Here is a 25,360-nt window from a genome sequence, read left to right as displayed (position 1 = left end):
AATAGTATAGTAATGATAAACTGACCTTGTCAAGAAGGATTATATGAGTTGGTAAAAATATAGAAAAAAGAGAAGGAGATCTGTGTATGGGATTGTTTGAAGAAAGGGCAAAAAGGACAGAATGGTTTTTGGAAGCAAGGTTTGGGATGTTTATACATTGGGGACTGTATGCAATTCCTGCCAGAGGAGAATGGGTAAAAAGTAACGAGAAAATCACAGCAGAGGATTATGACAGCTACTTTGAAGAATTTAACCCGGTAAGATATAATCCCAAAGAGTGGGCGAAGCTTGCCAAAGAAGCCGGAATGAAATATGCAGTGCTTACTACCAAGCATCATGACGGTTTCTGCTTGTTTGATTCAGCTTATACGGATTATAAGAGCACTAATACCAAATGCAAGAGAGATCTGGTAAGAGAATATGTGGAGGCTTTTCGTGAAGAAGGCATTAAGATTGGATTCTATTATTCTCTTCTTGACTGGCATCATCCGGACTATCCTCATTACGGTGACAGGCAGCATCCAATGAGAGATGAGGAGAGCTTTAAAGGAGCAGAGCACAATTGGAAGAACTATGTGGAGTATTTTCATAATCAGGTCAGGGAACTCCTTACCAATTACGGCAAGATTGATATCATGTGGTTTGACTTTTCGTATGACAATGAAAGGTTAAAAGGCACAGAGTTTGAACATATGTCAGGTGAGACCTGGAAGGCGAAGGAATTAGTCACAATGATGAGAGAGCTTCAGCCGGATATTGTAATCGATAATCGACTTGGAGGAGATGCAAGGAAGGAAGAGCCGGATTTACATGCCGGAGACTTTGTATCACCGGAGTGCATGATGCCGGACGGAGACGCTCTGGATGTGCTTGGAAGGTCGATTCCCTGGGAACTGTGCCTTACTCTGAATGAGAACTGGGGTTATGTAAGGAATAAAGCCTGGGAATATAAATCGGTGGAAAATGTCATTCATATGCTGGTGGAATGTGTAAGCAAGAATGGAAACATGCTGATTAATGTGGGACCTAATGCCAAGGGAGAAATCCCGAAAGAAAGTATTGGCATCTTAAGAGAAGTCGGTGAGTGGATGAAAGGTAACTCCGATAGCATATACGGCTGTGGAAAGAGCGAGCTGGAAAAACCGGAGTGGGGAAGATACACACAACGGGGGAATATGTTATATGCCCATATTTACGATAGGAGGGTCGGAGCATTTCGTTTCCCGGGTCTTGAAGGGAAAGTGAAAAAGGTTCGATTCTTAGAAGATGGATCCGAATTAAGACTGGTAAGGCCCTGGAATGGGGAAGATCATAAAAAGGATGCCTTTGTAGAGCTGGAAAATGCAAAACTCTACGATGAAAGAGATACGGTAATAGAGATAGAATTGAAATCCTGACGTCTAAGGAATATAATGGTTATTACAAGACCGTTATGCAGGAAAAATTCCGGATAAAGAAGGTTTCATACACTTTCCAATTAGCGGCTTTGCAGCTTCAATAGAATATTGCGGAGGTAATAATGAAACTGATTGGTACAAAGGTATTGGAAACAAAAAGATTACTGCTTAGACCTTTCCGGGTATCAGATGCAGAGAATATGTATAAGAACTGGGCAAGTGATGGGGAAGTGGTAAAATTCCTGACTTGGCCACCCCATGAGAGTGCCAGAGCAACCAGAGCACTTCTTGTATTGTGGGAAGAGGAGTCCAAAGCGCCTGGGACCTACCAATGGTGCATCGAACTAAAAAGCATAGGTGAAGCTATCGGAAGCATTGGGGCGGTTCATATATTTGAACATATCAATGCTGTTGAAGTTGGATACTGCATTGGAAAGAATTTCTGGGGACAGGGCATTATGACGGAAGCGCTTACGGCAATCAGAGATTATTTTTTCGCTGAAGTGGAGGTAGGCCGGCTGGAGGCCAGGCATGACACGAAGAACCCTGGGTCCGGAAAGGTTATGGAGAAGTGCGGTTTCATTTTTGAGGGTATCAGACGCCAAGGCGGTAAAAATAATACCGGAATTTGTGATCTGGCGTGCTATGGAATAGTAAGGAATGATTGGAAAAAACTATAGAATATGAAAAGATGCAGTCTGTTTTCTTCGCTACTCAATTTAATGGTGAAAGAAATACAGATTGCTTCTTTTTTAATAACATATCGGTGCTCCCTTCTTATTCAAAACACTTTAAGACTCCGAGGCAGGGTGAAAAATATATGATATAATTTCTGCAGGCAACGTAGATGCCATATTTACTTTCATAAGCACTAAGTGCTTCCTGCAGATAGTCTTCTGTTACTTCCAGATACTCTGCCATGGTATAAAGATTGTTACAGCCGGCTTCATAGGAACGAATAATGCCTTCTAAACCTATTTGAATATCGTAAGCGGCAAGACGTGCGCGGTATTCCTGTTTTCTGTTGGCAGTTATAGACTGATCAAGAATATCGCCTGCCGTAGTAAGATGATGCCCTATCTCTTCAGCCAGGACACAGCTCTTTTCAACAGTGCTGAGGTTCTTGTCTATCGCGATGCAGCCGTCAACATATAGACCCTTTAGACCTTCTACCTCATAAAGATTCATTTCTTTTATATACAGATAATCATATTTTGTCTGTAAGTCTTCGTATGTCATTCACATCTCCCCTTACTGTTACTGCTTTCCTGCCCTTGCTGCCAGAAGCAGCTTCTTATATTCTTCAATCTTGTGAAGTTCCTCTTCCGTCCAATGTTCATTGTCTTCCTTATGGGCCGCAACGGTCGGAACGATATTATCTTCCCACCCCATGAGATAAGATGGCGAGCAATGGAATATCTTTGCCAGATTGACTACTGTTTCATGCTTGATATTCTTAATCTCTCCGCTCTCATAGCGCTGCATAGTGGCTTCCTTAATCCCTAACTGGTCCGCCACTTCCAGCAAAGTCAATCCCAAGCTCGATCTTCTTTCTTTTATTCTTTCCTGCAAATTAGACATAAACTCAACTCCTGTTAATAGTTTGTACAACTTATCCGATGTTTGATAAGCTTATTATAGCACAATCTTACGTGTTAAGCAATAAAATATAAAATATTTTTAAAAAACTTACGTAATACGTATTGACAAGAAAAAAAGAACGTGTTATTATGAACTTACGTAATAAGTAAGAAAGAAGTACCAGCAAGCTATCTGATTTGAATAGATTTATGATTTGGGAAAGCTTCATACAACTTTTTAACATATAACAAAGGAACGGAGCTTGCAAAGGGAGTAGTTTATCCTTAACTTACGTATTACGTTAGAATAAATCGTCTTTTCAGAAATTCAGACGTAAAAGAAAATATCAATTACCTTGGACTAAACCATGTGAAAAAATGTATTTGAGAGGGTCATTTTATGAAAAAGAAGCAATTGATGCAATAAAAGTTTTGGCATTATTCAAAGCAGAACAGAATGCTTTTATTCCAAAAATCAGATTTGACGAGATTAACCAAAAGAGAAAAGAGCTGGAGTGGCAGGTTATGCACCAGAAATCACAAGTTGATGAAATGAGAGGTAATAGTCTTATCAATCAGAAGTTAAAGGAAGAAATGCTGAAGCTATTATGGCAGGCAGAACAGGATAAGAAGAAAGAAGAGGAGAGGTATAAAGAATTATTCATATATTCGATGTTATCAGAAATGCTTTCTTCCTATAAATATGCAGAGCTTATTTTTGAAAAAATGAACACTTCTTGGGGCAGAGGAAGAAGTACAGAGAGTACAAAAAGCCTATCAGGAGCTGTTTCACTAGAACAGCTCCTGAAAATAAGATATGGAGGAGGGCAGTCATGGGCGAAGATTTAAAGAATGCTATAAAAGCAAAACTTGCAGAGCTATTCCCGGAAGTTATGGTGTATGAGGAGGATTTGCCTGAGAATTACCAGAAGCCTGCTTTTTTAATCAGTACAATAAGTGCGGCAGAGGGAAGGGGACTGGGAGGAAGAAAGGGTTATCTATTATCCTTTGACGTTTCCTATTACAGTGACCTAACCGGACAGGCAAATAATGACTGCTACCAGAAAGGAATGGCGCTGTTAAAAGGTTTCCAGCTCTCAGGCTATCGGCTTAAGGGAAAGAAATCCGCTACAGCCCAAAACATACTGCATTTTACATTTGAAACACAATATACGGTTGCAGAGGAAGTTGCAGATTTAAAGATGGAACAAAAAGAATTATCAACCAATATAAAGGAGGATTAACATGGCAGGAACATGGAACAACCAAAATAAAATATTACCTGGTGCATATATTAACTTTTTAACCAATGCGCCTTTATCCATTACACCGGGGGACAGAGGGACGGTTCTGTTATTACAGGAACTAAGTAAAGGTACAAAGGGAGAAGTCTATACCGTAACAGCTACAGACAATGATTACCCTGACGGAATCACAAGTCAGGACAGCTTCTTAGCAGGAGAAGCCCTAAAAGGAGCAAGTACCGTGAAGGTGTACAACCTTGGAACCGCCCATACCGGTACGGAGATGGAGGAAGCACTTAAAGCAGCTAAGACCATGGATTTTGATGTACTTGTTTACCCCTATGACGGAGAAGGTTATGACACGATTAAGACTTCCATTGCAGCCTGGGTAACAGCAGTAGTAACCAGTGAAGGCAAAGGAATCCAGGCGGTGCTTGCTAACTTCGCCGGAAACTCAGAAAACATCATCAATGTTGCCCATGGCGTGAAGTTATCCGATCAGACGGTTCTGACTCCGGCTAAAGCCACCGCCTGGGTAGCAGGTGTCACCGCAGGCGCAAAGATCAGCCAGTCCAATACCGGTAAGAAATACGTCGGTGCCATTGATGTGGTACCCCGTATGACAAAAACAGAAATGGAAAGTGCTATTACCGCCGGAAAGTTCATCTTTAAGGTGGATACCGTGCAGAATGTAACGGCAGTCTACGATGTTAACTCCCTTACTACTCTGACAACAGATAAGGGAAAGGCATTTACCAAGAACCGTGTTATCCGCACATTGAACGGTATCAACAATGATATTACAGAGATTTTCGAATCCAATTACGTAGGCACCATGAATAATAACAATGACGGAAGATCTCTTCTGCGTGCCACATTAATTCAGTATTTTGGAAGACTTGAGGAGCTTTCCGCTATCAAGAATTTCACCCCGGAAGATGTGGAAGTAAAAGAAGGTACCGATGCCGATGCCGTTGTAATTAACTGTTATATCCAGCCGGTCGACAGCATCGAGAAGATGTATATGACCGTTAGCTTATCATAAGAAGGAGAGGGAAAATCATGGCAGATAATAAATATTTAAGATTAGCAGATACAATTTCTGCAAAGGAAGGCAGTGCTTTTATTATAATTAATGGTGTTTCCAGGCCGCTCTTTGAGGTTTCTACTTTGAAGGCACAGCTGGATTTAACTGTACAGACAAGAAAAATGCTTGGTAACCGCATGACTCAGCACAAGATAGTAGGTGCGGAAGGAACCGGCAGTATGACTATGTATTTTATGAATTCCGATATGTTGAAACTGGCAATAGGGTATTTAAGCAATGGGAATTTTGGAACTATTAGTATCAGAGTGGTTAATGAAGACCCTCAGTCCAGTGCTGGCAGACAGGAAGTAATGTTAAATAATGTACTGTTAAAGACTATACCGGTTGCCAGTCTTGATGACCAATCCGATGACCCTATAACGGTTGACACAGATTTTACCTTTGACAGTATAAGCAATATGAAATATTTTAATAATCCGGAAGGCTTTTAATAGACCGATATGGTTTACATATACAGGCTGCAGCAGGGAATTATGCAGCCTGTGAGAAAGAATTATTGAGAAGTGTTTCGCTTATAAGCATAAGTAAATTATATGCCTCATAGATGGCAGAATGGAGAAAAATATGAGTTCATTAAAAGCATTTTTAAATCCCGTACAGGTTGAGAATAAGGAAGTAGTAGTATCCAATCGATTTATGGAAGAGGGAAAGGTAATTCCTTTCATCATCCGTCCCATTACCCAAAAAGAAAATGAATTTCTTATCAAAAAATATACCAGAAAAGATAAAAAAGGAGCAGAGAATTTCAACCGTACGGAATATGTACAGGCTCTTACCGCCTGTGCGGTAGTGTTTCCTAACCTAAATGATGCGAAACTTCAGGAAAAGTATGGTCTTGGTGATACGGAAGTCTTAAAGAACATGCTCTTGGTGGGAGAATACGCTACTCTTGCTTCTGAAGTACAGACCTTAAGCGGACTGGACACGGACATCAATGAGGATATTGAAGAAGCAAAAAACGAATAACGCAAGGTGATGCTGAATTTAATCTGGCGCACTTTGCACTTCAAAAACTCCACATTCTGCCCTCTGCTCTGGATGCCATGAGTCAGAGGGAGAAGGCCTTCGTCTATGCCAGCATCCTAGCCAGGGTGGAATCGGAGAAAAGAGAAGCGGACAAAATAAAGATGAAAGGAGGGAGGAGCAGGTAATGGCAGATATAAATACAATGCTTGCAACAATAGATAATAATTTTGAAATAATAGGAAAAATAGATAATAATTTTGAAGTATTAGAAAGAACGATGAGAAATTATAATAATGTCACAAATAATTTTTTGGCTGTTAACGTTCTAATAGAAGAGTCTTTGAATGATGTAGAAGACAGTGCATCAAAAGCAGGAAGCAAGTTCAAAGATTTAACCGGAAAGATGAAAGTCTTAGTTGGAGCGGTTAAGAACTTAAAGAGTGTAACAAAAGTTCTTGACCTGTCAGATAGTCTTATTATATCAAACAGAAAACTAGATAATGTTAACGACGGTAAACAACCTAATGAAGAACTACATTCTAAAGTCTCAGCAGCGGCGGGAAGTTCGGGAAGCTCTTATAAAGACATGGCAGGCTATGTTTCAAAACTATCGGCATCCGGTGATACCTTTAAAAATAATAATCAAGCAATTGCTTTTGCAGAATTAATGCAAAAAGCCGTTGTGGCAGGAGGAACGGATGACCATGGGGCAGCGATGAATCAAATGATTAGCAGTGTAGCAAAAGGAAATGTTGGAAGCAGTGATTTGAAATCCGCAGCAGGTACATCACCTTTTGTTATGAAAGCTCTGACAAGTTATACGGGGAAATCGGAAGCAGAACTGTATAAAATGGCAGATAAGGGAGAATTAACAGCAGATAATATAAAAAACGCTATGTTTTCTATGAGTAAAGATATTAATACTCAATTCAAAAATACTAAGATGACCTTCGAAGAGACGTGGGATAAGTTAAAAGAAGGGGCATTGCAGGCTGCCTCAGGCATTCTGGAAAAAATAAATGAAATCGTTTCAAATCCTCAAATACAGCAGTTTGTGGATAATCTAATTGCTTCTATGAACATATTTGGGGATGCAGTATCAAGTATATGCGGTTTTATCATAACAAATTGGAGTATCATTGGACCTATTTTGGGTTTTATTGGAGGAGTAGTTCTTGCATCGATGATGAAGAGTATATGGGAGATAATACCTGAACTTTGGGCCATGGTTCCGCCAATATTAGCACAGGCAGCGGCATGGATGGCCGCCAATTGGCCAATTCTTTTAATGGTTGGAGCTTTGACGGCAGTTATAACAATATTATTGCAAATGGGAGTTTCTTTTGAACAGGTATGCGGTGTTATTGGTGGTTTTATTGGTGTAATTGGTGCAATCTTCTTTAATACTTTTGCTTATATGTCAAATATGGTGGCCACATTTGGTAATTCTTTTCTCAATTTTTTTAGAAATCCGATAGCTAGTGTTAGAATTATGTTTTTAAATTTGGCGATTGACTCCTTAAAATTTATAGAGAGTATAGCAAAAGGAATTTCGGGACTTATTAATAAACTAACTGGGAAAAAGATTAATTTAACAGCAGGGATGACAACAATGATAGATGGTCTATCTGCGGTAAATGATCAGTTTAAAACTAAATCAGGATATAAGGATTATGTTCCAAAAATAAAATTAGTGGATTATGGTGATGTTGCTACTAAGAGTTACAATTTTTCTGCAAACTTGGGAACAAAGGCGAAAAAAGGTTTGGGTAATATGTTGGGTAATAATACAGTAAAGGACCCTACAGGTAACATGGCTTATCAGCCCTTTCAGGAATTTAAAAGTTTGCCTGGAAATTCTTCCGATTCTACTCTTAAAGTAGAGGGAACCGGTGCCGATGGTTCCATGAATGTGAATCTTCCTGATGAAGACAAAGAGTATCTAAAAAATATAGCAGAACGTGATTATATTGCAAATGTTTCCACCAATTCTTTAGCGCCTAATATCGCAGTACAGTTCGGAGATGTTCATGAGACTGCCGATGCCAATAAAGTAGCAGGCAGAATCAAGAAGATACTAAGAGAGCAGATTGCAATGGCCAGTGAGGGGGTATATTAATGTACGCAATATTTTTTGACTATGGCGGAACAACTTATAGATTGCCGACGAATCCGGAGGAAATCAACGTAACCAACACCCAGTCCATTGAGAAGTATAATGTTCTAAAGCTTGGGCAGATAGCAGTTCCCACCTATATGGAATTAAAAGAATACAGTTTCGAATGCGAGTTTCCCCACACAATGTACAGTTATGTGAATGTGAAGGAAGAAAAGGATTTCCTGGATGCAAAGAGTTACCTGGATATGCTTACAAAATGGCGTAAGAAAAAAACACCGATTAGATTTCTGGCAGGCAGCGTTACGAAAAAAGGGGTTCTGTATAAAGACAGAATCAATACCCTGGTGTTGATTGAGGAGATGTCCATATCCGAAAAGGCGGGAGAAGAAAGAGATAAGTATGTTTCCTTTAAGCTCATAGAATACAGAGACTTTAATAAAACTCCATATTATGAAATCAATAAAGATACCGGAAAGGCTTCGAAAGGAAAATCGGACGAAGTAAATCCAAAGAAAAACGGATACCATATAGTAGCGGCAGGGGATACCCTATTCGGTATAGCTAAGAAATACTACGGGGACGGTACAAAATATACAAAAATATTAGACGCTAATAAGGGCATTATCAAAAGTCCCGCTCTGATTAAGCCCGGATGGAAGCTGGTGATTCCATGATAAGTTTTATTGTAAAGACCGGGGATAAAATCTATGACATCAGTGAACTGGTAACAAAAGTCTCTTTTCAGGAGACTTTGAATGAAGGCTGCAGCAAACTGGACTTTACCTACATAAAAAGGGATTTGGATATTAAGAACGGAAGTATTGTTCGCTTTACCTATAACAGTGTCGGTATTTTCCAGGGCTATGTCTTTAAAATCAGCCGGGGGCGGGATAAGGAAATAAGCATTACTGCCTACGATCAGCTGCGTTATTGCAAGGCGAAAGATACCTTGTTTCTGAAAGAAGATACGGTTTCTACGATAACCAATAAGATGTGCAATTATTTTCATTTGAGCAAAGGTACCATAGAGGATGCGAAATTTGTACTTCCGGTAGGGGTTCAGGAAGATAAGACCTGGCTTGATATTATTTATTCCTCCATCAGCGATACCTTGAAAGCGAAGCAGAAGTGGTATGTTTTAAGGGATGAGTTTGGGAAGGTGACCCTTCGTGAGATGGGAAACCTTTATCTGAATCTGATACTTGGGGATGCCAGCCTCTGTTATGACTATAAGTATGAGAAATCCATTGATGAGGATTTTTACAACATGATTAAGCTGGTGGCGGTAGATGAGGAAGCCAGGAAAGCAAGCGTAACTGTTGCAAAGGATGATAAGTCCATTTCTTCCTTTGGATTTCTGCAATATTTTGAAAAGGTTGATAAGAAGTATACCAGTGCCCAGGTTAAGGATATGGCCGATAGTCTGTTGGGTCTCTATAACAGAGAAGCGGAAAGCGTAAGCCTTGAATGCCTTGGAAATACCAAGGTAAGGGCAGGCACCAGCTTTCAGGCAGTTATCTCTGACATCGGGCTGGACAATCGGCTTATTGTTAAAAGTGTTACCCATCAGTTTTTGCCCCTTCACACAATGAGTCTGGAGGTAATGATATGATACAGGAAATCAAAATAATAATAGAAAATTATCTAAACAATGCCAAGCTATCTATGTATCTTACCGGTACAGTAGTAGCAGATGGAATACAGATTAGTGACCGATTGACACTGCCTTTGGAGCTGATACAGGGAAATTTGAAGAAGGAACTGACAATGGGTAAACAGGTAAGGCTTCTTCGAAATCACGGTGGACAGCAATATTATCTATTGGAGGTGGTAGAATGATTCCGGCAAATTCATTTACAGAGGATGGGATAGTTCAGGCGGAAGCAGAGGTCAGCAGAACATATGCTCTCTATCCCGATAAAATACAAGGCTTTCTTAAAGAGGCAGAAGCCCTGCAACAGGCGGTATTTAAACTGCTGAATACGGAAAAGTACGAATATCCCATCTACAGTTTCGACTATGGTATTGCATTGGAGGATTTGATTGGAAAAGACCCAGATTATGTGGTAATCGAAATAGAGCGCAGAATCAGTGAATGCCTTCTCTCGGACGAAAGAATCAGTGAAGTAACCAATTTTGAATTTGAAGATAATGGGGATGAGCTTTACGTCAGTTTTCTGGTAAAAAGTATTTATGGAGATTTGAAGGTTACAAAGGAGGTGACGTATTAATGTTTGAAGCTATGACTTATGAAGCGATATTAGAGGAGATGTTAAGCCGTGTGACGAATGATGTGGATAAGAGAGAGGGAAGCATTATCTATGATGCTCTTGCGCCTTGTGCCTATGAACTGTCCCAGAATTATTTTAACATGGATAACTTTATTGATCTGGTATTTGGGGATACCGCGGTTGCAGAGTATCTGGACCGTGTGGTTTCCGATTATGGAATTGTTCGAAAAGCGGCAACCAAGGCAGTCAGGAAGGTGACTGTTAATAGAGAGGTGCCAATTGGAAGCAGGTGGGGGCTGGAAACCACAACCTACAAGATTATATCAAAACTTACAGACAATACCGGTGAAGGTGCATCGGGCTCTACAGGCACATACAGCTATGCTGCGGAATGCGAACAAACAGGAGAAATCGGAAACCATTATAGCGGCACTCTTGTGAATATTGATAACATAAATGATGTTAACGCAACTCTCACAGATATTATTACTGCCGGTGAGGAAGAGGAAAACGATGACAACCTTAGAAGCAGGTTCTATACCCTGGTTCAGTCACCCAGCACCAGCGGTAATGCTTTTAATTACCGTAAATGGGCCCTTGAAGTTCCCGGTGTGGGAGATGCTAAGATATATCCCCTTTGGAATGGGAATGGGACAGTGAAGGTAATGATAGTTGATAGCAGCCTATCCATTGATACCAGCCTGGAAGCAAAGGTGTATGAACATATCGAGGAGGTAAGGCCCATAGGAGCCGCTGTCACGGTAACCAGTCCTGCAAGTAAGGAGATTAAAATCTCGGCTAAGATAACTCTGGATGGGACCAAGCTTTTAAGTGAGGTGTCAGCGGATTTTACAGCTGCTGTAACGGAATACTTAAAAGGCACTATCTTTGAAGCTTATTCCATCAGTTATGCAAAAATCGGCAGCCTGCTTCTAAGTACAAGGGGAGTAGCAGATTATACAGATCTTTTATTGAATAATGGTGTGACCAATATACCTATTCAAGACACCCAGATACCTATAGCTGGGGCGATTACTCTGTCGGGGGTGAATTAATATGGAGTTGATGGAACATTTACCTTCCTATTACAGAGGGAACAAAACCATGGAAGAACTCCAGGGCATTCTGACAGAGGGAACGAAAGAAACTGCCGCTAAGTTTCAGGAAACACTGGACCAATGCTTTATCGGAACAGCAACCACTCTGCTTAGCAGATATGAGAAAATCTATGGACTTACGGTAGATGTAACAAAGAATGAGGGGTTTCGAAGGGAAAGACTTCTGGCAAAGGCAAGAGGAACCGGTACGGTAACCAAAAAAATGCTTGAGGATACCGCCAGAGCCTATTCCAATGGAGAGGTTAAGGTTATTGAGAATATTAATAACAACAGTTTTGTTGTAAGGTTTGTAGGGACTAAGGGGATACCAGCCAACATGGCGGATCTGACACTTACGATAGAGGATATCAAACCTGCTCATTTGTCTTTTACCTTCGAGTATACCTTTAATACCTGGTTGGATGTAAGTGATATGACTTGGGCAGAAACGAAAAACTATACATGGGAACAATTAAGAGTGAGGTGAGTAAATGGCACAACATACAACTTATTATAACCTTGAGAAACAACAAGGGAATGATTTGGTTAATATAAATGGTATCAATAATAATTTTGATATTATTGATACAGAAATAAAGGAAGCTCAGAACAGGATGCAAAAAGCGGTAGGAACCCTGTCAGAACTCAAAGCGGTAACCGGAGTTCCTGAGAATACAACAATACTGTGTAAAGGCTTAGGATTATACCGGTATGAAGCCTCAAGTGCAGCAACGCCTGATGATTTCTTTATCGTGGCACCAAGTCTTGGTACCGGCAGATGGATTCTTATGGCAGAAACGGCAATGGGATTCTCGGCAGATACAGGCAGTACAAATGCTTATGTTCTGACACTGCCGGGATTATCTGCATACTACACAGGCATGATGGTTTGGTTTAAGCCGGTTAATGGAAATACCGGAGCTTGCACAATCAATGTTAACACATTGGGAGCAAAATCACTGGTAAGACCGGGCGGAGTAGCTTTGACGTCGGGAGATATTACAGCAGGCGCTTTGATCTGTGCTGTATATGATGGTACTAATTTTCAGCTTATTAGCCTTTTGGCTGCGAATCTTGTGCATCTTACTGCAACACAGACCTTAACGAATAAGACCCTTACCAGTCCTATTCTGACAACTCCGAAATTTGCAACTGCCGGATATATTACAGATGCCAACGGAAATGAATTAATAAGGTTTCCTTCTACCGTTGCAAGTGCTGTAAATGAAATCACAGTAAACAATGCAGCAACGGGGGTACCGCCAAGCATTCAATCAAGCGGTTCTGATACAAATGTCGGCTTGGACATCAAGTCCAAGGGAACCGGGACAATAAGGAACTATGTTAATAATGTAGTATCCGTTGTATTTGATGCTGCAGCTTCTGCAGTGAACTCACTTACCATGAAATCAAATGCCACAAATAACTCACCGTCTATTGAGGCTGCTGGAAGTGATGCAAACGTTGGGATTGATGTAAAAACCAAGGGAACCGGAGTTTTTAGAGCTTTGGTTAATGGAGTGGTAGCTTTTGTTGTGGATACGGTGGCTGGTGCAGTGAATTATCTGACAGTAAAAGCAAATACAGCTGGTAATGCACCAGCAATATCAGCAACCGGTACTGATACAAATGTAGATGTGAATGTGGTTCCAAAAGGTACTGGCAGGCTTAAGGAAAATGGTACAGCAGTAGCACTTTCAACTGATTTAACATCTTATAATAGTCTAATAGGAAGAATAGTTATACCTGCTAATGCAGATTTAAATGCGGCTACATATAAGAGTATAGGCAATTATTATTGCCCTACTACTGCAGATTCACAAACTATTCTTAACATGCCCAAGATACCATCTATTATAATAAATGCATTTAATCTGAAGGTATTTTTTGGAACAGGAACTGGTTATCCAGTACAACAAGTTGAATTTTATGATTCAGGTATTGTTTATAGGAGAGTTTTTGACCCATATCTAAATTCAGGAGCAGGTGGATGGTTATCCTGGAGTTATGTTTCGGGGCCAAGTGCTGGATATGCTCCAAACATACTCATTAATGGAGACTTCCAGGTATGGCAGAGAGGAACAACATTTGCACTTCCAACTAATGGTTCTTATTCATCTGATAGATGGGGAATTTGGAATTATGTAGATTCAAATGTTAAGGTTTTAAAAGGATATAAATCATTAAGAGTTGAAGAATATAATGCGGTAGGGGGTGCCAATGCTTATACACCAATATATCAAAATGTAGAAGATTATGCAGAATATGCTGGTAAAACATTAACACTATCTTGTAACATATCTTTGGATGCTGGTGTTTCAGCAGAGATAGCCTTTTATGATGGCGTTTCCTCACATTTTTCTGGTTCTTTTTCATCAGGAGGTACTAAGGTTGTAACAGCAACTATGGCAAGCAATGCTACTCAATTACAGATAATAGTTACATTTTTCCGTAATGGGATAGCCATAGGAAAAGGTCTTAACATTAATTGGGTCAAACTTGAAGTAAATGACCATGCAACACCGTTTATTCCAAGAAGTTATGGTGAGGAGTTAGTTTTATGCCAAAGGTATTACCAAATTTTTACTGTCGTAGATATTGCCCAAAGCAATGGCAGAGTGACAATTTCTGGAGTGCTTTCTCCTCAATTGAGAGTTGACCCATCGGCGACATTTGGAACATGGTCACTAAATGCAGGAGTTACTCCTACTACAACTGAATATGTAGTTAAAAATGACTCGTTTTACATTACAGCTACAGGCGCAGTTTACCCTGCTAGATATAGCATTCAGATTAAATTGGATGCAGAGCTATAGGAGGTAATTATGGAAGGATTTTATAATAAGCATTATATTAGGTTAGATACAAATAATTGCATTATCAAAGGCTTTTCAGATGCCTTTGAACAACCGGAAGAAAATGATAATTGTATCAATCAGGAAGGTGGCCGGCATTTCGAACTGTTGGGGCAAGTCAATCCTTCCTTAATCAGTTTGTCCGGCGTTCATCTATATAAATACTCAAACGGAGTAATCGTTGAAACTACAGAAGCAGAAAGAGCCGCAGAACTTGCCGCCATGCCAAAAACTGTATCAGAAATCGATACACAGACAGAGTACCTGATAGACTTGGATTACCGCATATCAAAAATAGAATTGGGGGTGTAAAGGATGACCTATACATACTGCAAAAAGATTATACAGTCGGGCAATTATGAGAAAGAGGACATGCAGGATAAGCTGGATATATTTCTGTTGAATAATCGTATCAGCCAGGAACAGTATTCGGAGCTGAAGGAGTTAATGAAATAGGAGGGATTGGCTCTCCTTTCATAAAATGAGGGGTGATATATGTTAATTGAAGAAAAAGTAACAGAGCTTGAAAAATCGCTCATTAAAGTCGATGAACGATCCAAGTCCAACAAGATTCGTCTCGATGAGATGGAAGCAGAGATAAAGGAGACTAACTCCCTGGTTACAGCTATCAAAGAGCTGGCAATCGAAACCAAATATATGCGCTCCGACTTAAATGAAACGATTCAGAGGCTTTCCAAGCTGGAATCCAGAGATGCTGACAAATGGGATAAATTCAAATGGCTCTTGGCAGCCGGAATGATAACAATTATTTTAGGCTTCCTTGCTCTGCAGATCGGCCTGAGATAAAGGAGAGAGGAGTATAACAAATGGAAATTACATTTCTACTACAATATATTAACTTGGTTACCTTAGGAATATGCTTGTGTTTAGGCTACGCCTTTAAGAATATCAAGAACTTTAACAACCAATACATACCCGCAGCCATGCTGGTTATTGGCACCATTATCAATATACTTGCGAATCTTCCGGCAATTAATATGTCCATAATCCTTGGCGGTATGATTAGCGGCCTTGCAAGTACCGGACTGTATGAAGCTATGCGCAATCTGATAGAGAAAGACGGTAAGGAGATATGAGTATATGAAGAAAGAGGAGTTTCTAAAAGCTATTGCAGCTGCAGCCATTCAATATTACCCCGGTTACCGCATCCTTCCAAGTCTTACCATAGCCCAGGCAAGCCTAGAATCACGATGGGGAGATTCGGGCTTGGCAAAGGACTGCTATAACTATTTTGGTATGAAGTGGTCCAGCACCTGTGGTACCGCCTTTAAGGAATACACCACCGATGAACAGACAACGGAAGGGGTACCGTATACTATAAAAGCCAGATTTCGCAAATACTCCGGAATAAAAGAAGGTATTAAAGGTTACTATGATTTCCTTCAGTACCCAAGGTATTCCAATTTGAAAGGAATCACAGATTATAAGGAAGCCTGTAACCTTATCAGAAAAGACGGCTGGGCAACAGATATCGCCTACACTACCAAGCTCGTCAGCTTGATTGAAACCTATGAACTGTGGAAATATGATTTGCAGGTGGTATACGGTAGTGGACCGGAGGAAGCTATAACACCGGGAACAGATTGTCTGGCAATTATCTGGCTTCAATACAAACTTAATAGCTGTTTGAAAAATAAAAGCGGCTTTACAGAATTAGTAGTAGATGGTATCTTTGGGGCAAAAACCAGAGGAGCACTGCTGCTGTTCTGGAAGTATCTTGGGTGGAATAAGGATGGACAAAATACTGGATGGGAAGCAGGAAGCAAAACCAAAGCAGCCTTGGCAGCAGGATAAATAATTCATATGAGAATGCCCTGAAAGCAGCGAAAGAGCAGCAGCTTTCAGGGCATTCTTATTTTCGGTGAAAAATGAACTTTTTTGTCAGGGGTAAATATAATAATATATCCGCTTATTATAAAAGGTGCCGGAAATGAGGCACGAAGTCTATAGGAGTAAAAGAAAATATAAAAGAAAAGGTGCCACAAGACTTCTTTTACTCTGTGAAGCTTTTTCACGAAAATGTGGCGGTACCCGGGAAATGCCTAAAAGAATAAGAAGATCCTCTTTAAACAAGACTCTGGTACTTATGGTAGATTCAATGAAAATAGCAGTAGATGCAGGACATGGTTATAACACTTCCGGAAAACGAACACCTCCGGTTCCCACGGATGTTGATTTTAATAAAGACGGAAAAGCCGATGTAAAAAAAGGTGATAGTATCAGGGAACATGTGGCAGCAGTTGGTGTTGCTTACCTACTTGTGCAAGAGCTTAAGCGCTGTGGCTTTACCACAGTTATGACGGGTTTTGACGATGACAATCCAAAAGATGACCCGGATACTCCTTTAACGGAAAGACAGGTAACTATCCGTGATGCCAAATGTGATTATTCTGTCAGCATACATTATAATGCATACGGTGACGGAACCTCTTTTAATTCGGCAGAAGGAGTTGAAATCTATATTCACAACGCCTACAACGGGAAATCCGAAAGTCTGGCTAGGAGTGTGTTAAAATACCTGGTTCAAGGCACGAAGCAAACGAACAGGGGAATTAATAAGCAGGCACTGGCTATGTGCAATTGTAAGAATCTCGGCACAAAAGCGTCTATATTATGTGAGCTGTGTTTTATGACAAATGAAAGAGAGGCTCTGCAGATGATGGGAAGCAGTGCTTACTGGAAGGAAGCCGCCCAGGAAATCTGCAAAGGTATCTGTGAATATACTAAAGTAAAATATGTTTCAGAGATTTATACACCGACGAAGACGATTAAAAGAACCTCTTCGACTACCGATATCAAATGGCTCCAGGAAAAACTAAATGCTGTTTTGGCAGGAGAGAGCTTCATTCCTCTTACCGTTGACGGAAACTATGGAAATAAAACCAGAATTGCCGTACTCATTTACTGGGAGAAGCTCGGCTGGAATCAGACTGGCAAGGATACCGGCTTTAGTGCAGGCAGTAATACCATAACTGCACTATCCAAAGGAAGAAAGAATTAGGAGAGGAGCCGGCAGAAAACCCAACGAAAAGTTTTCAGCCGGTTTTAGATAAAATATACAAGAAAAAAATGATAAAAGTAAAATAAATACAAAACGTTTGTGCAAATACATCATTTTATGACAAAATATTTGGTAATAAAAACGCAAAATCCCGTTAAAAAAGATACAAATTCAAGAAAATAATTGAAATACCACTAAGTTGGTGCTACAATAAATAATATCAAAATAGAGGGGGACTGACATGTTAAAGAGCAGCAGGAAGTTACAAAGCCCAATTTTAATTCAGAGGATGCTGAATTGGGATTTTGAAAATGAATTTATCAGCAGCGAAGATAAGGACCAGAATGATATGTATCATAATTACAGGAAATATTTTACCCGGTTCCGTAATGATTTTGATAATGTGAAATCAATATCCGGTCAGTTGGAAGGCGTAGTTGAGGAAATTGTTGATGCTTCCAAGAGTGTCAGACATTCCTCCGAATACATAGCCCAGGGGGCACAGACCCAGGCAGAAGATGTCGGAAGGTGTATGGGAGTTGCCGATCATCTCTCAGAGAAAATCAATGAGATGGACTTAAAGTCAAAGGAATTGATAGGACTTGCCTTTGATATGAGTAAAGTAAATGCAGAAGGGAAGGATGCTATCCATAACCTGTCTGTAAATCAGGAAAAGAATGAAAGGGTTATGAAAGAGATTTCTGAGTCAATATATACCCTTTTAAATAAAACCCAGAACATAACAGAGATTACTAAAGTATTATACGGTATTGCCTCTCAAACTAATCTGTTGGCTTTGAATGCTTCCATTGAAGCTGCCAGAGCCGGCGAGGCAGGTAAAGGATTTGCCGTTGTAGCAGAGGAAGTACGGAAATTATCCGAGGAGAGCAGAAGAGCCAGCGAAAATATCAGCAGTTCTTTATCGGATATAACCAGCCAGTTGGATAACTTAAGAGGTGTAATGACATCCTCTACCGCAATCTTTGGTGAGCAGAATAATGCTGTCGGAAAAGTAATTGAGTCTGTTGAACAGGTTAATAATACAGCGGATATCTTTATTAAGAAGCAGCAGGATTTTGGTGAAGAAGTTGGAAAGCTTACAAAGGAAAAGAGTACTTTAATAGAAGCCCTTGGCAGTATTGCTGCCGTAGTAGAGGAATCTTCCGCTACCACCGAGGAAGTCGCTTCTCTTACAATCAGCCAAAATAGTATGGCTGACATTCTTGTTAAGATGACAAGGGAATTATGTGATAAGGTTTCGTTAATTGAACGCAGTTCCTCTTCCATAAAAACCTCTGCGACAGTGAAAAAGAAGAAAAAGATTGCGCTGGTGTGGGATTTGGATGATCCTTTCTGGGAACCAGCTGCCAAAGAAGCACAAAAGACAGCTAAAATACTGGATATGGATGCGGAAGTATTTGCTCCGAAGGCTAGAGGCGAACAGGGCACAAAGGAAATGATTGATATCCTGAAGAGGATATCCGTAGGCGGTTTTGACGGAATTGCAATTTCGCCTATTGAAGATGAGGGCGTAGCAAGAGAAATGAAAGCACTTACGGATAAAGGGGTGAAGGTAATCTTTATCCAGTCTCCTGTTAAGGGAATTCCCCATGAATCGGTTATCGGTACCAATACCCTGCAATGCGGAAGAAGTGCCGGAAAGATTGTAAACCAGATTCTTAACGGCAGGGGAGAAGTAATTGTAGGCATGTGGACCGACTATAAACTGGCGTCCATTGAAGAAAGAGCAGAAGGCTTTGTAAAGGAGCTCAAGGAGAATTCGAACATTACCGTACATCAGGTCGGTGTTATGGGAGAACCTTCGAAGGAAGAATCAGAGAGGGTAATATCGAAGATGTTAAAGGATTATCCGAATACGAAACTCTTCTTCTCCACCAATGTCGGCTGGGGACTTGCCTACGCCAGATATGTGGAAAGTCATAAACTGGATGTTAAAGTTGTCACCATAGATTTTACCAAGGAAGTAGCAGAACATATGAAGAAAGGCAGTATCAATGCAGCAGTTGCACAAAGGCCTTTCGTATGGGGAAGTGTTCCGCTTGAATTATTCGTAGACGTCTTTGCCGGCAAACAAGTCCAGAAGTCAATGGATACCGGAACCTACGAAGTGAATGCAGGCAACCTTAAGATCTTTGAACAAAGAGTCTAAAGGGGTATAAGAAATACTGATTCTCAAAAGGGCAAGAACCGCGCATTCCTGATTCTTGCCCTTATAGTTGCTGCAATTAACTATTCTGATATTAATTTGCTTTAATTTTTTATCTTCAGCAGTACTGGATCACTAATAAGAATTTTACTGCCTGCACCACTGCTTATGCGAACATATATATTTCTGTCCGTTGAAGCAGAATCAACCGTTATTGTTTCTGTAGATAATACATCTTTCCAGATAACACTGCTCAAATCGCTTACAGTCACATCAACTGCTGCATACTGGATGACATAATTGGCTGTAACGTTGCTGACGCTCTTCGTGAAATCCAATGTAAAGTCCGCACCTGCATTTGCTACGATAACACCGCTTGAAGGTTCTACTGTTATTGCAGAGCCGGAAACTACTACTCCAAGCTTAATATTCTGAGGTGCTGTTGTGTCTACGGCGATCGCTCCTCCGGATACCACACTTACTACGGACGGCTTACTCCATTTCCAAACTGCATATAAGGTAGTATTATTTGCTGCTTTATAGGTTCCGTCTGATTCAGGAACTACAGGAGTTATTGAATCTGCAGTTGTGCTCCACCCTGCAAGCTCTGCCCCGGGTAGTTTAATCTCATTGGTCGGAAGCTTAACATATCCATCTGCATTTGCTTTTCTTGTACCTATAACTCCTGTACCGTCATTCTTGTCAAAGTCAACATAAGTCCTTACAGGAATGATTGCTGTATCAATCTTCTTGGTATTAAATAAATCAGGAAGCATATTATAAAGGTATCTGTTTACGCAGTTCCAGGTATGTGTTCCACCTGTTAATGTCATGAAATAGAAGTTACCCTTATTTAGATCAGCCGTATAGATGAATTTGTCATCCACCTTCTTCATAGCTTCTATCTGACTTACCATACCGCCATAAGCCATATCCTCGGTACCGGTAGCACAGAATATGCTTACGTCATTGGGTCCATAGCCGGCTTTTCTCATAACATTTGCCAGATATTCTGCTTTCCTTTCATCTGCGGACCCTTCATATACATCAACATTAACACCTTTTATAAAGGATAAGCTCATCGGCATATAATATTTAAAATAATCAATTTGGCTCGCAAAGGTATTCCAGGTCGTGGAGGAACCCATAGAGAACCCGGCTAATGCCCTGTGTTCTCTGACAGCTTTCAAAGCTTCCGGAGAAGTTGATGCTGCATAAGTATTATACATACCTTCAACCTTAGGAATGATATTGTTAACAAGCTCATTGTGGAAATACTCTGTCTGCTGGAAGATTACACTAAAGTCTCCCGAATTTCCGTTATATGACCAGGTAGGAGTTACAACAATCAATGGTTCAATCTGTTTGTTATAAATCATGTTATCCAGGATCTTCATCATCTCGGTATTCTCACCAGGACCTCCGAATACTGTATTCTGGTTCTCGCCCATGCCATGAATCAGGTATAAGACATTATATTTCTTTGTCTTATCCTCCTTATTATAGCCGTTTGGCAGATATACAAGGAAATCCTTGGTTACATTTTTGCCGTCAAATGTGACGGTATCATAATCTATTCTTTCGATTGTGCCCTGATGATCATCAACAAGCTTGTAACTCTGTAGAATCCTTCTGCATTCTTTATCTGTATAAGAATTACCGTCAGGAATCAGTCCATCAATGGCTGCTCTTAATTTAGCGTACAGATCATTAATTACTTTCTGAGTAACCTCATTATTCTTAAGAACATCCTCTGCCTGGGCAATTAAATTCACTACAGCTGCACCATTTGTATAGCGTTCCAGCTTAATCTCTTTACCTTCTTCAACCACATTCATCAAATCATAAGGATTCAATCCGGAAACTGCACCTCTTGCTCTTCCTGATAAGATGATCGCACCAAATTTACTGGTATCCTTATATGCTTCGTTATTCTGGTCAAACACACCTAGCTGACCGATCTTTCTGCCGGCTACTCCGTCATTTACCGATAGATCAATGCCATATATGGTGTTGTTTGCCGGCTTGCCTGTAAGTGCTAATCTGGCCTCAACAATATATCCGCCCTCTACCACGGAGGTCTTAGTATAAAATCTTCCCAAATCCCCATTATCAGCAGATTGCTTATTGTCATAGCTTACTCTGAAATGTAAATCATCTTTGTTATAATTAACAGTTCTGTCATGATTCTCATCAAAGAATAATTCCATAGAATCTCTGTCATACACATTTCCGGAAGAAAGGTCAAGATTGCTGTCTTTTACCTCAGCCAGTACGTAAAGTGCTTTTTCATCCCAAAGCATTCTAAACTTAGCTGATGCGGGAGAGGTAGCAGAGGGTTTTGCTGAGAACTGTGCTGCCTTACTCCATACCTGATCGATGGTTCCGTCAATACTGGGAGTTCCAAAATTAGCAACGATACGTCCGGATTCATCAAAGCCATTTTCATCAACTGCAATGGGAGCAGGATCAGTTATTGCAATTTTCTTGTTGTTGAACAAGTCCGGCAGCATATTATATAAGTATTTGTTTACGCTGTTCCAGGAATGGGTACCACCTTCACCGTATAGGAAGTAGAAATTACCCTTGTTTAAATCGGCCGAATAAATAAAGGTGTCTCCGACCTTCTTCATGGCCTCAATTTGCGCAAGCAAACCGGCCCTTGCTGAATCTGCTGTACCTGTAGCACTGAAGATGCTGACATCATTCGGTCCATAGCCGGCATCTTTTACTACGCTCTCAAGATACTGTGCCCGTCTTTCCTCTATTGTGCCCGTAAAGTTTTCTGTGCCTGTGTTTTTTGAATAACCGGCACTGATAGGCATATAATACTTGAAGTAATCAATACGGTTTGCTAAGATGTTCCAGGTTGTAGCTGAACCCATAGAGAAGCCGGCTACCGCTCTGTGCTCTCTGGCAGCTATCAAATCCTTCTCGGAGGTTGATGTAGCATAAGTATTATACATACCCTCAACCTTAGGAATGATATCCTTCACAAGCTCGTTGTGGAAGATTTCCGATAAAGAGCCTATTACACTAAAGTCTCCTGAATTTCCGTTATAAGACCAGGTAGGAGTTACAATAATCATCGGTTCGAGCTTTTTATCATAGATCATATTATCGAGGATCTTCATCATTTCCGTATTCTGGCCGGGTCCGCCGAATACCGTATTCTGATCCTCGCCCATACCGTGAATAAGGTATAATACATTATATTTCTTTGATTTATCTGCTGCATTATAGCCATTTGGCAGGTATACAAGGAAATTCTTCGTACGGGCCTCATTTTTACCATCATAAGAGACCATATTATAGGTTACTCTCTCAATTGTTCCCTTATGATCATCAACAGTCTTATACTTTAAAGGAACCTGTCGGCATTCCTTCTCATCGTAACCCTTGCCATCGCTGATCAGGTTTTCTACGGCCTTATTAAGTGCTGCGTACAAATCATCAATCTTCTTTTGAGTAATATCTGAACTCTTTATAGCCGCTTCTGATTGGGCGATAAGATCCTTAACTGCATCTCCGTTGATATAGCGCTCCAGCATGATCTTTTTGCTGCTTGCAACCAAGTTCAATAAGTCATAAGGATTTAAACCGGATACGGCGCCTGATTTCTTCCCTGCCAGCAGCAGATTGCCAAAGAGACCTGTGTTTGCATATGCCATGCCTGTCTTGTCAAATACATTAAGTGCAGTAATTCTTTTGCCGCCTTTTGCATCATTGAGGGACAGTTCAAAACCATATACCGTATCATTCTTGGCAAGTTTGTCTGCCAGAGCAATTCTGGCCTCAATAACATATCCATCGCTTACTGTCTTTGCCTCTGTGTAGAGTCTGCTCAGATCTCCGTTATCTGCAGACTGTTCATTCTTATAATTTACCCTGAAGTGTAAATCATCCTGACCGTAGTCCTTTGTCTTGTTGTTTTTTTCATCCAGGAAAATTTCTATGGAGTCCTTTTCATAAACATTACCCGCCGCGGAATCCAAAGCACTGTCCTTTACCTTTGCAAGAATATAGAGAGCCGAATCATCCCACATTACCCTGAACTCTGCTGCAGTATCTGTCTTTCCTGCAGTGTCCTTTAATGTTACCGGTACTGCATCCTCCCATACCTTATCTACTGTTCCGTCGATACTTGGAGATCCGAAATAAGCAACCATACGGCCCTTTGCGTCAAAGCCTTCCGAATTCACAGGAACACGCCCGGTGCTCGGATCACTGGGAGTGCCTGAATTATTTCCGGAATTACCGCCGGAAGGTGCTGTTGTAGGCGTTGGTGTTGTCGTAGGTTTAACAGTAGTTCCCGGCTTCTTTGTCTCCTCGCCTTTGCCAATACTTATGGTACCTTCCATTGTTACCAGCTTTATTTCTTTATTTGTCTCATTCTTTACTGATACCTCTGCATTTTTATCAGAGGATTTTAGGGTCGAGCCTTCTGCGCCTGCCTTCAGTGTAACGTCTATGGTTGCTTTTGTATCCAGCTTAATAGCAGTGCTTGCTTTTAGCACGGTTCCTTCGGCTTTCTTATCAACAATAACAACGGTGGTCTTTGCCTTACCGCTTAATGATATATCAGCCTTAGCCAGAACGTTAATCGCAACCTTTCCGTTCGCAACGATATTTACTTTGGCACCCTTCTCTTTAATTACTATAGTATTACCTTTTGCATTTTCAGTGAATTTTTTGGAAGCCTCAATAGTAATTGTCTGAAAGCCTCCATTATTCACAAGTGTTGCGTTCGCTGCTTTAACAACTAAGCTCTTCTTACTGCTTCCCGTACTTTTTGGAATTGTCAAAGTCACTTTGCTCTTAGTGGAAATAATAACTTTACCTACCTTCTCATTCTTCATTGCCGCTTCTAATTGCTTCTGTGTGCTAACAGTTACTGTCTTAAGCTTGGCCGCCTGTGCTTTGGCGGGAACTTGACCCACAGAGGTTAAAAGTATTACGAATACCAATAGAAGCGCGAACCACCTTTCTCCTTTTTTCATTGCTACCTCCATAATATTTTTTAGGAATCCTTGCTTTTAATGCTTCCGATTCCATTTATAAAATCACCTCCCTCCTTCAGTTCGGTTTTCCTGACTTAAATACCAGAGTAAACAATTCGTGGTCTGCCGGAACTTCCTGTTGGGAGTTAATTTTCAATATCATGATTATCTATGTACTATACTATGTAAATTCTGCCTTGATGGAAATATCTGTTCATACCTGATAGAACTATAAATTAGAGACTGTTACAGGACAAATAATATGAATAACTAAAATATTAAATATTGAGGTAAATCGTTAAACAATATATTTAAAGCGGTAATCATTTTATTACCATGTGTCAATGCTTATACTCATTTTATATGTGCATAATTTTTATATAATATAAAAAACAATATAAAATCATGTACGATATATACATATTTTAATCAAGTATGTTTATTTATATTCCATGATTTTTAAATTTTATCGTTTAACTAATATTGTAAAAATTTTTTGTCCTAAATATTTAAGCTCCATTTGTATATATATGATTTAACAATATATACAGATATACTGTAACTGATTTTCTAT

At 40.2% G+C, this 25,360-nt stretch carries 25 protein-coding genes; 22 read left to right on the top strand and 3 right to left on the bottom strand.

The genetic code is table 11. The features are described 5' to 3' along the window. The first annotated feature begins 86 nt into the window (after positions 1-86). Both bsdcttw_RS23895 and bsdcttw_RS23890 read left to right on the top strand, forming a co-directional pair. The gene (locus bsdcttw_RS23895; RefSeq protein WP_185257258.1) at positions 87-1,397 is read left to right on the top strand and encodes an alpha-L-fucosidase; all 1,311 of its coding nucleotides are present in this window, start codon (positions 87-89) and stop codon (positions 1,395-1,397) included. A gap of 122 nt (positions 1,398-1,519) precedes the next feature. Continuing rightward, positions 1,520-2,077: a GNAT family N-acetyltransferase gene (locus bsdcttw_RS23890; RefSeq protein ID WP_185257257.1), complete on the top strand. Its 558-nt coding sequence runs from the start codon at positions 1,520-1,522 to the stop codon at positions 2,075-2,077. A gap of 97 nt (positions 2,078-2,174) precedes the next feature. Here the strand turns inward: bsdcttw_RS23890 and bsdcttw_RS23885 are convergent, their stop codons facing one another. Next, entirely contained in the window at positions 2,175-2,636 is a 462-nt protein-coding gene (locus bsdcttw_RS23885) for an ImmA/IrrE family metallo-endopeptidase (RefSeq protein WP_185257256.1), read from the bottom strand. Positions 2,637-2,654: 18 nt separating this feature from the next. Then, a complete protein-coding gene (locus bsdcttw_RS23880) occupies positions 2,655-2,978 on the bottom strand; it encodes a helix-turn-helix domain-containing protein (RefSeq protein WP_185257255.1) in 324 nt (107 codons plus the stop codon). 383 nt (positions 2,979-3,361) lie between these two features. On the opposite strand from bsdcttw_RS23880, the gene bsdcttw_RS23875 reads away from it, so the two are divergent. The 20 genes from bsdcttw_RS23875 (at position 3,362) to bsdcttw_RS23780 (ending at position 19,789) form a co-directional block, all read left to right on the top strand. Then, positions 3,362-3,826: a hypothetical protein gene (locus bsdcttw_RS23875; RefSeq protein ID WP_207726464.1), complete on the top strand. Its 465-nt coding sequence runs from the start codon at positions 3,362-3,364 to the stop codon at positions 3,824-3,826. Further along, on the top strand, positions 3,811-4,221 hold the full coding sequence (locus tag bsdcttw_RS23870) for a phage tail terminator family protein (protein WP_185257253.1): 411 nt from the start codon (positions 3,811-3,813) through the stop codon (positions 4,219-4,221). The genes bsdcttw_RS23875 and bsdcttw_RS23870 overlap by 16 nt, the downstream gene beginning before the upstream one ends. Before the next feature lies 1 nt (position 4,222). Next, positions 4,223-5,266 (top strand): phage tail sheath C-terminal domain-containing protein, encoded by a 1,044-nt coding sequence (locus tag bsdcttw_RS23865; RefSeq protein WP_185257252.1) that lies wholly within the window; start codon positions 4,223-4,225, stop codon positions 5,264-5,266. A gap of 17 nt (positions 5,267-5,283) precedes the next feature. Continuing rightward, positions 5,284-5,760, top strand: a complete 477-nt coding sequence (locus tag bsdcttw_RS23860; protein WP_185257251.1) for a phage tail tube protein — start codon at positions 5,284-5,286, stop codon at positions 5,758-5,760. A gap of 133 nt (positions 5,761-5,893) precedes the next feature. Next, the gene (locus tag bsdcttw_RS23855) at positions 5,894-6,295 is read left to right on the top strand and encodes a phage tail assembly chaperone (protein ID WP_185257250.1); all 402 of its coding nucleotides are present in this window, start codon (positions 5,894-5,896) and stop codon (positions 6,293-6,295) included. A gap of 184 nt (positions 6,296-6,479) precedes the next feature. Then, the gene (locus bsdcttw_RS23850; RefSeq protein ID WP_185257249.1) at positions 6,480-8,414 is read left to right on the top strand and encodes a tape measure protein; all 1,935 of its coding nucleotides are present in this window, start codon (positions 6,480-6,482) and stop codon (positions 8,412-8,414) included. Then, positions 8,414-9,088 (top strand): LysM peptidoglycan-binding domain-containing protein, encoded by a 675-nt coding sequence (locus bsdcttw_RS23845; RefSeq protein ID WP_185257248.1) that lies wholly within the window; start codon positions 8,414-8,416, stop codon positions 9,086-9,088. The genes bsdcttw_RS23850 and bsdcttw_RS23845 overlap by 1 nt, the downstream gene beginning before the upstream one ends. Beyond that, positions 9,085-10,026 carry an XkdQ/YqbQ family protein gene (locus bsdcttw_RS23840; RefSeq protein WP_185257247.1) on the top strand — a complete coding sequence of 314 codons (942 nt, stop codon included), beginning with the start codon at positions 9,085-9,087 and terminating at the stop codon, positions 10,024-10,026. Before bsdcttw_RS23845 ends, bsdcttw_RS23840 begins: the two co-directional genes overlap by 4 nt. Continuing rightward, positions 10,023-10,253 carry a DNA helicase gene (locus tag bsdcttw_RS23835; protein ID WP_185257246.1) on the top strand — a complete coding sequence of 77 codons (231 nt, stop codon included), beginning with the start codon at positions 10,023-10,025 and terminating at the stop codon, positions 10,251-10,253. Before bsdcttw_RS23840 ends, bsdcttw_RS23835 begins: the two co-directional genes overlap by 4 nt. Further along, positions 10,250-10,645 (top strand): DUF2634 domain-containing protein, encoded by a 396-nt coding sequence (locus bsdcttw_RS23830; protein WP_185257245.1) that lies wholly within the window; start codon positions 10,250-10,252, stop codon positions 10,643-10,645. The genes bsdcttw_RS23835 and bsdcttw_RS23830 overlap by 4 nt, the downstream gene beginning before the upstream one ends. Next, positions 10,645-11,700 carry a baseplate J/gp47 family protein gene (locus bsdcttw_RS23825; RefSeq protein WP_225903741.1) on the top strand — a complete coding sequence of 352 codons (1,056 nt, stop codon included), beginning with the start codon at positions 10,645-10,647 and terminating at the stop codon, positions 11,698-11,700. The genes bsdcttw_RS23830 and bsdcttw_RS23825 overlap by 1 nt, the downstream gene beginning before the upstream one ends. Position 11,701: 1 nt before the next feature. Continuing rightward, a complete protein-coding gene (locus bsdcttw_RS23820; protein WP_185257244.1) occupies positions 11,702-12,229 on the top strand; it encodes a putative phage tail protein in 528 nt (175 codons plus the stop codon). A gap of 4 nt (positions 12,230-12,233) precedes the next feature. Continuing rightward, positions 12,234-14,558, top strand: a complete 2,325-nt coding sequence (locus bsdcttw_RS23815; RefSeq protein WP_185257243.1) for a pyocin knob domain-containing protein — start codon at positions 12,234-12,236, stop codon at positions 14,556-14,558. Between the two features lie 9 nt (positions 14,559-14,567). Continuing rightward, the gene (locus bsdcttw_RS23810; protein WP_185257242.1) at positions 14,568-14,909 is read left to right on the top strand and encodes a hypothetical protein; all 342 of its coding nucleotides are present in this window, start codon (positions 14,568-14,570) and stop codon (positions 14,907-14,909) included. A 3-nt stretch (positions 14,910-14,912) separates the two neighbouring features. Beyond that, positions 14,913-15,053 carry a hypothetical protein gene (locus tag bsdcttw_RS23805; RefSeq protein ID WP_185257241.1) on the top strand — a complete coding sequence of 47 codons (141 nt, stop codon included), beginning with the start codon at positions 14,913-14,915 and terminating at the stop codon, positions 15,051-15,053. Positions 15,054-15,092: 39 nt separating this feature from the next. Further along, a complete protein-coding gene (locus tag bsdcttw_RS23800) occupies positions 15,093-15,404 on the top strand; it encodes a hypothetical protein (RefSeq protein ID WP_185257240.1) in 312 nt (103 codons plus the stop codon). 20 nt (positions 15,405-15,424) lie between these two features. Continuing rightward, positions 15,425-15,694 (top strand): phage holin family protein, encoded by a 270-nt coding sequence (locus bsdcttw_RS23795; RefSeq protein ID WP_185257239.1) that lies wholly within the window; start codon positions 15,425-15,427, stop codon positions 15,692-15,694. A gap of 4 nt (positions 15,695-15,698) precedes the next feature. Next, positions 15,699-16,412 (top strand): glucosaminidase domain-containing protein, encoded by a 714-nt coding sequence (locus tag bsdcttw_RS23790; RefSeq protein WP_185257238.1) that lies wholly within the window; start codon positions 15,699-15,701, stop codon positions 16,410-16,412. A 136-nt stretch (positions 16,413-16,548) separates the two neighbouring features. Next, a complete protein-coding gene (locus bsdcttw_RS23785; protein WP_185257237.1) occupies positions 16,549-17,619 on the top strand; it encodes an N-acetylmuramoyl-L-alanine amidase in 1,071 nt (356 codons plus the stop codon). 241 nt (positions 17,620-17,860) lie between these two features. Next, positions 17,861-19,789: a substrate-binding domain-containing protein gene (locus bsdcttw_RS23780; protein WP_207726463.1), complete on the top strand. Its 1,929-nt coding sequence runs from the start codon at positions 17,861-17,863 to the stop codon at positions 19,787-19,789. A 101-nt stretch (positions 19,790-19,890) separates the two neighbouring features. Here bsdcttw_RS23780 and bsdcttw_RS23775 read toward each other — a convergent pair whose 3' ends face one another. After that, positions 19,891-24,786, bottom strand: a complete 4,896-nt coding sequence (locus bsdcttw_RS23775) for a sugar-binding protein (RefSeq protein WP_185257235.1) — start codon at positions 24,784-24,786, stop codon at positions 19,891-19,893. Between the last annotated feature and the right edge of the window lie 574 nt (positions 24,787-25,360).

It is taken from the genome of Anaerocolumna chitinilytica, assembly GCF_014218355.1.
GTDB classification, from domain to species: Bacteria; Bacillota; Clostridia; order Lachnospirales; family Lachnospiraceae; genus Anaerocolumna; species Anaerocolumna chitinilytica.
This window is presented reverse-complemented; position numbering and strand designations above follow the sequence as displayed.

Coding starts and splice junctions, on each gene's coding strand:
- bsdcttw_RS23895 (WP_185257258.1), top strand. CDS start 87: ATGGGATTGTTTGAAGAAAGGGCAAAAAGGACAGAATGGTTTTTGGAA.
- bsdcttw_RS23890 (WP_185257257.1), top strand. CDS start 1,520: ATGAAACTGATTGGTACAAAGGTATTGGAAACAAAAAGATTACTGCTT.
- bsdcttw_RS23885 (WP_185257256.1), bottom strand. CDS start 2,636: ATGACATACGAAGACTTACAGACAAAATATGATTATCTGTATATAAAA.
- bsdcttw_RS23880 (WP_185257255.1), bottom strand. CDS start 2,978: ATGTCTAATTTGCAGGAAAGAATAAAAGAAAGAAGATCGAGCTTGGGA.
- bsdcttw_RS23870 (WP_185257253.1), top strand. CDS start 3,811: ATGGGCGAAGATTTAAAGAATGCTATAAAAGCAAAACTTGCAGAGCTA.
- bsdcttw_RS23865 (WP_185257252.1), top strand. CDS start 4,223: ATGGCAGGAACATGGAACAACCAAAATAAAATATTACCTGGTGCATAT.
- bsdcttw_RS23860 (WP_185257251.1), top strand. CDS start 5,284: ATGGCAGATAATAAATATTTAAGATTAGCAGATACAATTTCTGCAAAG.
- bsdcttw_RS23855 (WP_185257250.1), top strand. CDS start 5,894: ATGAGTTCATTAAAAGCATTTTTAAATCCCGTACAGGTTGAGAATAAG.
- bsdcttw_RS23850 (WP_185257249.1), top strand. CDS start 6,480: ATGGCAGATATAAATACAATGCTTGCAACAATAGATAATAATTTTGAA.
- bsdcttw_RS23845 (WP_185257248.1), top strand. CDS start 8,414: ATGTACGCAATATTTTTTGACTATGGCGGAACAACTTATAGATTGCCG.
- bsdcttw_RS23840 (WP_185257247.1), top strand. CDS start 9,085: ATGATAAGTTTTATTGTAAAGACCGGGGATAAAATCTATGACATCAGT.
- bsdcttw_RS23835 (WP_185257246.1), top strand. CDS start 10,023: ATGATACAGGAAATCAAAATAATAATAGAAAATTATCTAAACAATGCC.
- bsdcttw_RS23830 (WP_185257245.1), top strand. CDS start 10,250: ATGATTCCGGCAAATTCATTTACAGAGGATGGGATAGTTCAGGCGGAA.
- bsdcttw_RS23825 (WP_225903741.1), top strand. CDS start 10,645: ATGTTTGAAGCTATGACTTATGAAGCGATATTAGAGGAGATGTTAAGC.
- bsdcttw_RS23820 (WP_185257244.1), top strand. CDS start 11,702: ATGGAGTTGATGGAACATTTACCTTCCTATTACAGAGGGAACAAAACC.
- bsdcttw_RS23815 (WP_185257243.1), top strand. CDS start 12,234: ATGGCACAACATACAACTTATTATAACCTTGAGAAACAACAAGGGAAT.
- bsdcttw_RS23810 (WP_185257242.1), top strand. CDS start 14,568: ATGGAAGGATTTTATAATAAGCATTATATTAGGTTAGATACAAATAAT.
- bsdcttw_RS23805 (WP_185257241.1), top strand. CDS start 14,913: ATGACCTATACATACTGCAAAAAGATTATACAGTCGGGCAATTATGAG.
- bsdcttw_RS23800 (WP_185257240.1), top strand. CDS start 15,093: ATGTTAATTGAAGAAAAAGTAACAGAGCTTGAAAAATCGCTCATTAAA.
- bsdcttw_RS23795 (WP_185257239.1), top strand. CDS start 15,425: ATGGAAATTACATTTCTACTACAATATATTAACTTGGTTACCTTAGGA.
- bsdcttw_RS23790 (WP_185257238.1), top strand. CDS start 15,699: ATGAAGAAAGAGGAGTTTCTAAAAGCTATTGCAGCTGCAGCCATTCAA.
- bsdcttw_RS23785 (WP_185257237.1), top strand. CDS start 16,549: ATGAGGCACGAAGTCTATAGGAGTAAAAGAAAATATAAAAGAAAAGGT.
- bsdcttw_RS23780 (WP_207726463.1), top strand. CDS start 17,861: ATGTTAAAGAGCAGCAGGAAGTTACAAAGCCCAATTTTAATTCAGAGG.
- bsdcttw_RS23775 (WP_185257235.1), bottom strand. CDS start 24,786: ATGAAAAAAGGAGAAAGGTGGTTCGCGCTTCTATTGGTATTCGTAATA.